This window comes from Mesorhizobium sp. WSM4840, assembly GCF_055811755.1.
Window position 1 is genome coordinate 29993 of the sequence record NZ_JBVVQD010000043.1, and the last position, 10310, is coordinate 40302.

Sequence of the window (10310 nt, forward strand, 5' to 3'; positions counted from 1 at the left end):
AATGATCAGGCAGGCGCCCGACGTGGCCGCAGCGTTTGCCGCGCTGCGGACGCTTCATGCCGATTTGCTACGGGGTCATCCGATTGCCTGCAACAGGCTGTCGCGCGCGCTGCTCGAGCCGGAGATACCGCGGCTCGGGATCACACGCGTCGGGGATCTCACCGGCCTTGACCAGATCGGCATTCCGGTCTGGTTCGCGACTCGACCAGCCTCGCGCTCGCTGTGCGTGGCCAACGGCAAGGGCGTTACCGAGGAGGGCGCCTGGCTGTCGGCGGTGATGGAGAGCGCCGAGCAGGCCATAGCCGAGGAGGCATCGCTCATCGTCAACTTCGTCGCTACACCGGCCGCTGTCGCTCGGCGCGGGCTGCGAAGCATACCGCTCGAGCGGCAGGCACGCTGCGCTGCGCGCCACCTGCCGCGGGAGGCGGAGCTGGCCTGGGTGATGGGCTTGTCGCTGAGGACGGGCGAGACGGTCTTTGCACCCTATGAGCTCGTCGGAATGGACATGGTTGTCTCGGGGCCGTGGAATGCGCGCCACTTTCGCATGTCTTCCCTCGGCCTCGCTGCGGGGGGCGACCTGGCGAGCGCCATCTTGCACGGGCTGCGGGAACTGGTCGAGGAGGATGCCATTTTCGGCCCGCTTGCCGCCGGCGCGCGGACGGTGTGCCGGGACATAACCTTCAACCGGCACCGCGCCAAGGAACTCGACTGGGCGATCAACAAGCTAGCGGAACAGGGTGTCGAGGCACGATTCGTCGACGCCACTGACGACATCGCCATGCCGGTTGTGATGGCCGCACTGAAGCCTCGGCATAAGGACCAGGCCGAGCTCACGTATTTCTGCGGATCCGCCTGCAGGTCGACTGTGGAGGACGCGGCACTCGCAGCCCTGCTCGAGGCCGTGCAAAGCCGGCTGACCTTTATCTCCGGGGCACGTGATGACCTCTATGCCGAAGAGTATCACCGGCAGCTGAAGCCGGGGACCGAGGCTCTCTTCGGCGGCCACCGGTTCTGCGACGAGCCGCCTGAAGGTGAGGTTCGCGAGGCCGGCGCGGATGACCTTGCCATGCTACTCGCGGCAGTATTCGCGGCGGGCATCGGCGATGTCTATGCCTTCCCTCTCGGGGGTTTCAGCCACGGCTTCGAAGTCGTGCGGATCCTGGCCGACGACCTTGTCGCCTTCGAGGCCGTGACCGGCGCCGCCCGTGCCGGTCGCGCCGGCGACAAGCTGCTGCGTAGATGGATGCATTCATGAGGCCTATCGTCTTCGCCGGACCCAGTCTGCACGGCCTTCAATTGCCTGACGGCGACTTCGAGCTCGCGCCGCCCGCGGGCTGCGGTGACTTGCTGCGGGCAGCCAGGCAGGGCCGCAAAGCTATTGGCCTCATCGACGGAACGTTCGAGTCGGGTCCGGCTGTCTGGCACAAGGAAATCATGTTTGCCTTGGATTGCGGCTGCGCCCTGCTCGGAGCTGCCAGCATGGGAGCCATCCGGGGGGCTGAGTGCGCGGCGTTCGGCATGATAGGCATCGGGCAGGTGTTCGAGGATTACCTCAGCGGAAGGCGAAGCGCCGATGCCGATGTCGCGCTGATCCATGGCCCGCGGGAGCTAGGTTACGTCCCCCTCAGCGTCGCGCTGGTCGACGTGGAAGACGCCGTTGCCCGCATGTACTCGGCCGGGGAGTTGTCAACTCCGCTGCGGGGCGAGATCGTCCGCCAGGCTAGAGCGATGTTCTTCAAGTCACGAACGTGGCCCAGCCTTCTGTCGGCCGCCGGCGTCGACCCCGGTCGCGCGCAAAGGATCAGGCGCTGGATCGCGGCTAATGGCGCGGGACTCAAGGGTCGCGACGCCCTGCTGCTTCTCGAGGCACTGCCGGGGATAGCGCGGCGGGAGAGTCGTCGCGAGACGGCGTTCCCTCAGACCCGTTTCTTTTCCGAGCTGATCGCCAGGATGGGGATTTGAAGATGGACAGGCGTGGACTGCTTACGGCGGGCGCGGCGACGATGCTCGCGCTCTTCACCCTCCCGATCGTCTGGCATCTCCGACCCACGTCGGCTGCTGGCAGAGACGGGGGCGCCTGCGCGTACGGGGCCGCCTACGGAATTGTGTACGACTTGGCGACAGGGCAAGAGGTTAAGGTAACGCCGGATACGCTCGGGCCGGCGATGGCGAGGGTGCGCGGCTGCGCCGAGCATGGGCTGCCGGATGCCGAGCGGGAAAGATATCTGCAACAGAGCCAGCAATTGCAGCCCGCCAGCGCTGTCCCGCGACCGGCGGAACGCGATGTAATCCTGATCGAACTCGCGGCCGCGATCTCGTCCGATCGCACGGTGGACGGACAAAGCCGCATCGCGCGCCGTCTTCTGAGCCAAATCGGAGAAGACGACGTCAACGCGATCATCGAACGCGGTGGAGCCAGGGACGTGCTGGCCGCGAACGGCTGGTTGACGCCCAAGCAGGACGGACATGCGCCCTACGTCTCGCAATATCTTGACAACTGCCGGAAAGCGGGTGTCCCCGTGCCGGACGCGATAGCCAGCGGAGGGCACTGGTCCGCGCCCTTCGATCTGGCGGCCGACGCTGGCAAATACTTCTTCGGCAAGGACATCAATAAGAAACTGACGCTGTGGAAATACGACGCGGGCGGTGAGGGCACATGCGTGACGCTGCTGCGCGAGGCGCACCCGGACACGCACGGAAATCAGCCTCTCCCGCTGATTGGAACAATCTGCATGGATGCGGACCGCGAAAACGCCTGCTTCTTTGACAATATTGTTTATGGGAAAGATGGGAGCAAGTATCGTATCGGTGAGGCAATGATGCTTGCGACAAACTTCAATAAACTTGCACATCCGGCGGATTATTACGATGATTGTAGTTTTTGCCATCTTGGAGACAATCCCCTTATAGTGCATCCAAGAATGCGCCTGGGCGAAATCCTCAATCTCCATGCGCGCCCGACGAAGAAAGATCAATTCGTATTCGTCAGGTTCGGCCATCCGCTCGTGGACTGGATCAACCCGCCCCCGGTGGAGTCAACCGGCCAGGGCGGCGCCTGCATGAAGTGCCACGATCTTCCAAAGACGCGCGACGACTACTGTTCGATGGTACTTTGGAACGCCGCCAACGATACCATGCCGCCAGACTGGCCCCACGGAAAGGACGATGAACTTTGGCCCGGTCCTGACGGCTGCTTTCCGGAATCCGTGCGGCGTCTCGAAAAGTACTTTGAGAGCATGCGACGGTTGAAATCCGCATGCTTCGGCGGCGTAGAAAAACCTTGCTCCAAGAATTAGAGTTTGGGTGCGATTTTCGGCGCGAATCAATGACGCATTTGCCAGGCGCACCCAGTCCGGCTCAGACGTTGGTCTTCAACGTCCTAACGTGCAGCTCAGTTGCTGAGTGGGCCAGGTGCCCAATCTTCGGGCCGACTCGTTGGAAAAGGATATCGCGGAAGCTTAAAGGCGCTGCGCTAGCGGATTTGACCCGGGCTTCCGCGTAGTCGTCGGTCGCGATAGCGGAGCACAGCGCCTCATCCCGGTCGTTCGGGGTGTTTGTTCACTGGCCTAGAAAGCGGACATCGATTTTCGCCGGAGATGGCGGGCGATCCAACCGCGCAGCGGGCGCTTTCTTTAGTTGTTCTTCGCGTGGCCTTGATGATGAGATCGTACGCCGATCTGATATTGAGCTGAGCACGTCCAAAGTACCAAAGGGGGCAAAGGCGGGTAATGCAAATATCATTAGTGGACGCGAAATCGACCGCGCGCCGTCTCTCGGCGCTCATCCAGAAGCATGATCGGATTTCTATCGCGGTCGCCTGGGGTGGCATCATGTCGGTGGCCGACACGCTTCTCGCGAACAGAGCCAAATTTGAATCGGTCCTTTTAGGCGTGGACTTCTCCGCGACGGATCCTGATCTCATCGACCGTCTCGTCGACATTCCGAACGCATTCGTTGCGAAGAACCGCCCGGGTTGCTTCCACCCCAAGATCTTCTATTTCCAGTCCGGCACTAAGGCTGAGGCAATCGTCGGCAGCGCCAACTTCACCAAGGGTGGCCTTGGGCCAAACCTGGAGGCAGGCGTCCACGTCAAAGGTGCCGTTGACGATCTTATTTTTGAGCAAGTCAGGAACCAGCTCGATCGCTACAGGCCTTTGTGCCTCCCGATCACCCAGCCATTAGCTGACAGCTATCGCCGCCAATCTAGGGCCGCCTGGGGCACGCCAAGGCCCAAAAATCCAGTGCTGCCGGGTGAAGGGAAGCACTGGACACGATTCAATTCGCCGCTCGGCATTATGCCGTGGAAGGAGTTTGCCAGATTCGCCCGGCATGACCTGCATCACGACTATGGAAAGCGTATGAAACTGGTCCGCGCGATCCAGCAGATCTTCTCTAAGACTCCCTCGTTCGCCAACCTGTCGGCCGCCGAAGCGAAGGGCGTCGCGGGCGTCCTCGGCCGTGTAGAAGCTGAAGGTGCGGGCCTTGACGGTCTGGATTGGGGTTGGTTCGGATCAATGGGTGGTGCGGGTACTTTTGCCAAGCTGATCGGCTTGGAAGACCAGGCGCTGGCTGCAGCGCTCGACGCAATCCCGAAGCGTGGGGACGTTACCGAGGCGCAGTTCAACGACTACGTCGCGGCATTCACGGCTGCCTTCGCGGGATCCTCGCGAACAGCGCGGCTTGCTCCGGCAACCCGGCTCCTCGCGATGAAACGCCCCGACTTCTTCGTCTGCGTGAATGGTGGCAATACAGCAGGTCTCGCCGCCGCGCTTGCGTTTGCGCCAACCACGATCAAGCTCGAAAACTACTGGGAGCGGGTGATCGAGCCGATTCAACAGGCGCCGTGGTACAACACCTCTCGCCCGACGGGATGGGACATGGAGTTGTGGGATGCGCGAGTAGCTATGCTCGATGCAATTTACTACAAGCCAAAGCCTAAATGAGGCGCCACACGCAAGGCCGGGTCACCCCTCTTTAGTCGAGCAATTCCTATGGTTGAAAACGAAACCTACATCTGGTCCGGCGTCTTCGGCGACCTCAACTCGGATAATCGGCTCTCGGTGACTCAGCTCGTGGAAGAGGGAGGCGCCGTCGAAGGCACGCTGGATGAAATTGTTGCGCGACTGAAACGGACGCGGAAGATAGCGCTGCTTCGCGTCAAAGCGACCGAGCGCATCGTTGGTGTCGCCGCGTTGAAGAGTCCCAGCCCAGGGTATCGGGCGGCTAAGTTCGCCGCTGCCGGGGTTCCGATCGCCGGCTACGAGACCGCGCCGGAGCTGGGTTATGTTGTGATCGCCGGAGACATGCAGGGCAAACAGCTCTCTGGCGGCCTCGTCGACGCCATCGCGAGGGAGATCCGCGAACCTGCCTTTGCCACGACCGACAGCTACGCCATGAGGAACAACCTTCAGCGGTCAGGATTCACCAAGGTAGGGCAGGAGTGGCAGGGCCAAAAGGGGGCGTTGTCGCTCTGGACCATCCCTGAAGTCTATCCGCTCCTGATCCGGTCTGATCGCAACTAACAGACGTATCTGACCACGCGATAGTCGATAGATCGAGATGATGCGCTCTCCAGTTCAAGCCGAACGGTGGTATAATCGAACACTATCAGGTCTTCGAGCGACCGATGGTCCTCATGCTCAAACCCCGGCTGATGCGCTGAAGTCGGCGGAACGGTCACCCGCTTGCCTTCCGCCTTCCGTCTCCATGACGACGACGAAGGAACCGTCCTGCTCGGTATAATTCTTCTCCGAAGTCTGATGTTCGGTGACAATAGCCACGTACCAGCCCCGGTATTTGGCCATTAGTGCATCCCGCCGAATTGCACCTGAAACACGGCGTCGCCAGTGCTGAAACATGGCCCGCCGGATATACCTCTGCATAGCGTTAGCCGCGGATCCAAACGGCAGAAAGAGGTCGTTAACGAGAACACCTAGCTTCGCCTCAGCAGTCTTCCATGATGTATAGCCATCCGGCCATTTCGTCACACCGCACCTAAACTCAAGCGCCCTCTGCAGCTCAATTGGCTAACAATCGTTCGCGACGATTATCTCGTGATGAATCGCTAGACTGACCACTTCGCAGATGGTCGGCTTTCGGTGATCTGACGCGCAAAGCCGACGGACTGATTGCGGCCACAATGCGACACATTGGTTCTTGGCGCGGAAGGGTCGCTCGCGGCCCACTTTCGCTCATGCTCAACCATTTGCTCGCAGAGCGGTGCGATCACTGCATCCCGGTTCGGGAAGCTCCAGTCGTATCCGATCGGCACTTGGCCAAGGCATTTTCGAATATGTTGCCCCAATTCCGGCGGCAGGGATGCTTGCTTCCAATGCTCGAACATTCCGGCCGGCATCTTTTCAGACAGCGACGGACAGCTGGTGGTGGACTGATCTGCCCATTTCAGCGCCACAAGCGGAGAAAAGGAATTTACAAGCAAAGGAAAATACGAAATCTTCTTTCTAATAGGTTTTATAGAAATTACTAATCTGTTCCCATTGTCGCAATGCGGCCCGTATTCAAGGAGAGGGACAGAACCGAATGATCATCCCCGCGATCGTCGGATTTTCCGGCAGCTTTAGTTCTCCCTCCCGCACCCGTGTTCTGGTCCAAGAGATCGTGTCCCAGGGAGTGGTGTAGCTGACGGCTTGGTCGCCGCGCTCTCCGGCATGGGGCCGGGCTGATCAGCGTGCCACGGCTGGCAGGCTGATGAGAGGATCATCGCTCATTTGGCTGATGGTTTCCAGCGTCATGTATCTGGCGCGCTGCACGGCCCATTCGTCGTTCTGTTCGAGCAAGATCGCGCCAACCAGGCGGACGATGGCGTCATCATTTGGGAAGATGCCGATGACCTCGGTGCGCCGCTTGATCTCGCCGTTGAGGCGCTCGATCGGGTTGGTAACCGGTATGATCATGACGGTGCCATCCGATCCCCGCTGGAGATGAGCGATTTTCGGCGTATGGTGCGACCATCCGGGACAGGGGCACCGGGAGCACGCCAAGTGCGGGCAGGCCGATGTATTCGATGAGCTGCGAGCTCGCGTTAGTAGCTGGCCGCCCCTGCGACCTGCCCGGTTGCGCCGAGAGCGCGGATCCGTAGGTGTCGCGTCGCCCGCCGCTCCCGACTGTTTGAGGAGAGGGAGCCGATGAGACGTGTGATTGGAATGGACATCCACCGCACCTTTGCGGAGGTGGTGGTTTGGGAAGACGGCCGGCTGCGCCATCACGGACGGGTCGACATGACCCGCTCGGGACTGGAAGGGTTCGGCCGCAGTTTGCGACGGACGGATGAGGTTGTCGTCGAGGCTACGGGCAACGCCATGGCGGTGGTGCGGGTTCTGTCGCCCTATGTCGGCCGGGTGATTGTCGCCAACCCGATGCAGGTGAAGGCGATCGCCCATGCCAGGATCAAGACCGACAAGATCGATGCCGGCGTTCTGGCGCAGCTCCATGCCAGCGGCTTTCTGCCGGAGGTCTGGGTTCCCGATGAGCGGACTGAGCGGCTTCGCCGCCTCGTCGCGCGGCGCAATCAGGTCGTGCGGCATCGCACGCGCGTGAAGAACGAGGTGCATGGCATCCTGCAGGCGCACCTCGTGCCGAAGTGCCCGCATGCCGATCTGTTCAACCGTCGGGGTCGCGCCTGGCTCGAGCAGCAGGTGCTTCCCGACGACGAGCGGGCCGCTATCGCCCGCCACATCCGCGAGATCGATCGCCTGGCCGAGGATTTGGCTGACCTCGATCGCGACATCGCCCGGGAAGCAGTTGATGATGTGCAAGTCCGGCGGCTTCAGACGATCACCGGCGTCAATGCCATCGTCGCGAGCGGTATCATCGCCGCCGTCGGCGACATCCGGCGGTTCCGCGAGCCGCAGAGGCTGGTGAGCTACTTCGGCCTCAATCCGCGTGTGCGCCAATCCGGTCTTGGCTTGGCGCAATATGGCCGGATCAGCAAACATGGGCGTTCCCATGCCCGCGCCATGCTGGTCGAGGCCGCCTGGGCGGCGGCGAAGGCGCCCGGACCGCTCAGGGCCTTCTTCCTGCGCATCCGCAACAAGCGTGGCCATCAGGTCGCAGCCGTGGCGGTCGCCCGCAAGCTCGCGGTGTTGATCTGGCATCTGCTGACAAAGGAGCAGGACTACTTCTGGGCTCGCCCGGCGCTGGTGGCGGCAAAGCAGAGGCAGCTCGCTCTTAAGGCTGGCGCGCCGGGCGAGCGTGGTGTCGGTCGCCGCGGTTCGGCTTACGCCTACAACGTGAAGGAGTTGCGAAACAGCGAGAAGGCCGCGGCCGAGAATGCCGAGCGTGCCTACGAGCTGATAGTTCGGCATTGGCGGCCACGCGGGCCGAAGCGGCGCACGGACGCCACAAAGGAGGAACGACTATAAGGCTGCGTGGCGGCACTCTCATCCCCTACACCACTCTTTGCCACGTGGTCGTCCGTGCCGGACAAATATAGCATAGGGAATGTGCCGGCACGACCGCCGTCTCGGTCCGCTCCAGACTGGCGCCGTGCTCGACGCAGTCAAGGCGTGGCCTGGAAACCTCGCAGCCGGCCGTGGCGCCACCGCACCGGCCAGCCTTGACTGCGTCTCGACACGCTCGCACGGAAAATCCTGTGGGCCGGGACGAAGAAACAGGCTCACCTGAAGCCGAACAAAGAAACGCCAGGAGTCGAAAAAGCCGAAATCAGGCTTGTCGATGTCATCCGTCGAATGCAGCTTGGCGCGGTGCTCCTTGGGGAAAGTCATGTAGGCAAGCACGTCGGGCTCGGCGTCGTCCATGATTGTCGCCAGCTTCGGCACCTTCGGCCGGATCTGGTCGGCGACGGCGCGCCATTGCGTGCTTGCGGCCTCGGGCGTTTCCTGGGCGAAGGCGGTGGCGATGAAAGCGGAGACGACGCGGCGCCCGCTCTTGCCGGCATGGGCCAGCACGTTCCTCATGAAGTGGACGCGGCACCTCTGCCATGTCGCGCACAGCACCTTGGTGACGGCCGCCTTGATGCCTTCATGGGCATCGGAGACGACGAGCTTGACGCCGCGCAGGCCACGGCGGGTCAGCTTGCGCAAAAACTCCGTCCAGATCGGCTCGGCCTCAGACGTGCCGACCTCCATGCCCAGCACCTCGCGCCGGCCGTCCGCGTTGACGCCGACAGCGATGATGACGGCGACCGAGACGATGCGCCCGCCGCGACGCACCTTCAGGTAGGTGGGTAGAGTAGGCGATGCGCGCCTTGCCGCCTTTCGACGGCAGGTTTCACATCGCCTCTCGCCGAACCGGACGTGCGCCTTTCGTTACGCATCCGGCTCTCCAGAAGACATGGCAAAGTCAGGCGTTCCCATCCATGCTAGTCGGTACCGGCCAACGTGTGTCCAGCCAAGTAGGTATTGCTCAACAGGGCCGTCACGCCAGAGCCGTCTTGTGGGGCAGCGACTGCTGGGCTGTTTGGAGCCCCACAGTTCTCGCACCCCTGCTTTAGGGCGTTTCTTACGCAGCCAGCAGTACAGACGCAGACCAATATACCAGTCAAGGTTGACGAATACACGGCCTGCACCCACACAGTAGCGGTAGTAGTTCGCCCATCCGCGCAGGATGGGATTGATCTCCCGAAGCTTATCGCCAAGACTGACGGAGATACTATGACGCTTTGTCAGTTGCTTGACTTTTCGACGTAGGTTGGCGGCTTTCGCCTTGGGGATTTCGACGCGTGGGCCGTAGCCATAGCGCCTATCCCAATGCATGCCGAAGCGGAATCCGAGGAACTCGAACCCTTCCGTCATGGCCGTCACTTTCGTCTTCTCCGGCGACAGCTCGAGACCCATGGTCCGGTGCAGGTATTCCGCCAGCGCCGATTTCTCTGCGATAGCATCCTCCCGCGTTCCCGAGACCAGGACCACGAAGTCATCGGCATAGCGCACGGGTAAGAACACACATCGACCGGCGATTCGATCGGTGTCCCGTGCACTCTTTGCTGCCTTCACCCCATTGCTCTTACGACGAGCTTGGGTCTTGGTGCGGTGGTAGGTCCACCGTTCGTACCGCTCTTCGATTGCGCTGAGCGCGATATTAGCGAGCAGTGGCGAGATGATCCCGCCTTGAGGGGTTCCGACCTCGGTGCGAAGGAACTGTTCCTCCGATAGTACTCCGGCCTTCAGGAATTGCCCGACCAACCGTGTCACCCGCCGGTCCGCTACGCGCTGGCGTAGCCGATCCATCAGATGGTGATGGTTGATGTTGTCGAAGGAAACATCTTCAGACTGCCCGTCACCAGGACCTTCCGACATCGGTGACGATCACACGCGCGGGCCATGCCTTTG

General features: G+C 61.7%; 8 protein-coding genes and 2 pseudogenes. 6 read left to right on the plus strand and 4 right to left on the minus strand.

Annotation, left to right across the window (positions count from 1 at the left end):
* Positions 1–22 precede the first annotated feature (22 nt).
* The 5 genes from AC0L3I_RS33230 to AC0L3I_RS33250 all read left to right on the plus strand — a co-directional run bounded on the left by AC0L3I_RS33230 (position 23) and on the right by AC0L3I_RS33250 (position 5522).
* On the plus strand, positions 23–1255 hold the full coding sequence (locus AC0L3I_RS33230) for a YcaO-like family protein (protein ID WP_473529737.1): 1233 nt from the start codon (positions 23–25) through the stop codon (positions 1253–1255).
* Positions 1252–1962: a TfuA-like protein gene (locus tag AC0L3I_RS33235; protein ID WP_473529738.1), complete on the plus strand. Its 711-nt coding sequence runs from the start codon at positions 1252–1254 to the stop codon at positions 1960–1962. Before AC0L3I_RS33230 ends, AC0L3I_RS33235 begins: the two co-directional genes overlap by 4 nt.
* Positions 1959–3296 carry a hypothetical protein gene (locus tag AC0L3I_RS33240; RefSeq protein WP_473529739.1) on the plus strand — a complete coding sequence of 446 codons (1338 nt, stop codon included), beginning with the start codon at positions 1959–1961 and terminating at the stop codon, positions 3294–3296. The genes AC0L3I_RS33235 and AC0L3I_RS33240 overlap by 4 nt, the downstream gene beginning before the upstream one ends.
* A 432-nt stretch (positions 3297–3728) precedes the next feature.
* A complete protein-coding gene (locus tag AC0L3I_RS33245; protein WP_473529740.1) occupies positions 3729–4943 on the plus strand; it encodes a hypothetical protein in 1215 nt (404 codons plus the stop codon).
* A 48-nt stretch (positions 4944–4991) separates the two neighbouring features.
* Positions 4992–5522 (plus strand): hypothetical protein, encoded by a 531-nt coding sequence (locus tag AC0L3I_RS33250; RefSeq protein WP_473529741.1) that lies wholly within the window; start codon positions 4992–4994, stop codon positions 5520–5522.
* Between the two features lie 117 nt (positions 5523–5639).
* On the opposite strand, the gene AC0L3I_RS33255 is transcribed toward AC0L3I_RS33250, so the two are convergent.
* Together AC0L3I_RS33255 and AC0L3I_RS33260 are read right to left on the minus strand one after the other, a co-directional pair.
* Positions 5640–5804, minus strand: a complete 165-nt coding sequence (locus AC0L3I_RS33255; protein WP_473529742.1) for a hypothetical protein — start codon at positions 5802–5804, stop codon at positions 5640–5642.
* An 879-nt stretch (positions 5805–6683) separates the two neighbouring features.
* Positions 6684–6899 (minus strand): annotated as a pseudogene (locus tag AC0L3I_RS33260) (transposase); the annotation flags it as partial.
* Between the two features lie 264 nt (positions 6900–7163).
* Here AC0L3I_RS33260 and AC0L3I_RS33265 point away from each other — a divergent pair.
* The gene (locus tag AC0L3I_RS33265; protein ID WP_473529744.1) at positions 7164–8381 is read left to right on the plus strand and encodes an IS110 family RNA-guided transposase; all 1218 of its coding nucleotides are present in this window, start codon (positions 7164–7166) and stop codon (positions 8379–8381) included.
* A 306-nt stretch (positions 8382–8687) separates the two neighbouring features.
* Here AC0L3I_RS33265 and AC0L3I_RS33270 read toward each other — a convergent pair.
* Positions 8688–9203 (minus strand): annotated as a pseudogene (locus tag AC0L3I_RS33270) (IS256 family transposase); the annotation flags it as partial.
* Between the two features lie 84 nt (positions 9204–9287).
* On the minus strand, positions 9288–10277 hold the full coding sequence (locus AC0L3I_RS33275) for a group II intron maturase-specific domain-containing protein (protein ID WP_473529743.1): 990 nt from the start codon (positions 10275–10277) through the stop codon (positions 9288–9290).
* Positions 10278–10310 lie beyond the last annotated feature (33 nt).

Bases quoted from the DNA above. Each gene is read 5' to 3' on its own strand.
- AC0L3I_RS33235 (WP_473529738.1), top strand. From the start codon at position 1,252: ATGAGGCCTATCGTCTTCGCCGGACCCAGTCTGCACGGCCTTCAATTG.
- AC0L3I_RS33245 (WP_473529740.1), top strand. From the start codon at position 3,729: ATGCAAATATCATTAGTGGACGCGAAATCGACCGCGCGCCGTCTCTCG.
- AC0L3I_RS33250 (WP_473529741.1), top strand. From the start codon at position 4,992: ATGGTTGAAAACGAAACCTACATCTGGTCCGGCGTCTTCGGCGACCTC.
- AC0L3I_RS33255 (WP_473529742.1), bottom strand. From the start codon at position 5,804: ATGGCCAAATACCGGGGCTGGTACGTGGCTATTGTCACCGAACATCAG.
- AC0L3I_RS33265 (WP_473529744.1), top strand. From the start codon at position 7,164: ATGGACATCCACCGCACCTTTGCGGAGGTGGTGGTTTGGGAAGACGGC.
- AC0L3I_RS33275 (WP_473529743.1), bottom strand. From the start codon at position 10,277: ATGTCGGAAGGTCCTGGTGACGGGCAGTCTGAAGATGTTTCCTTCGAC.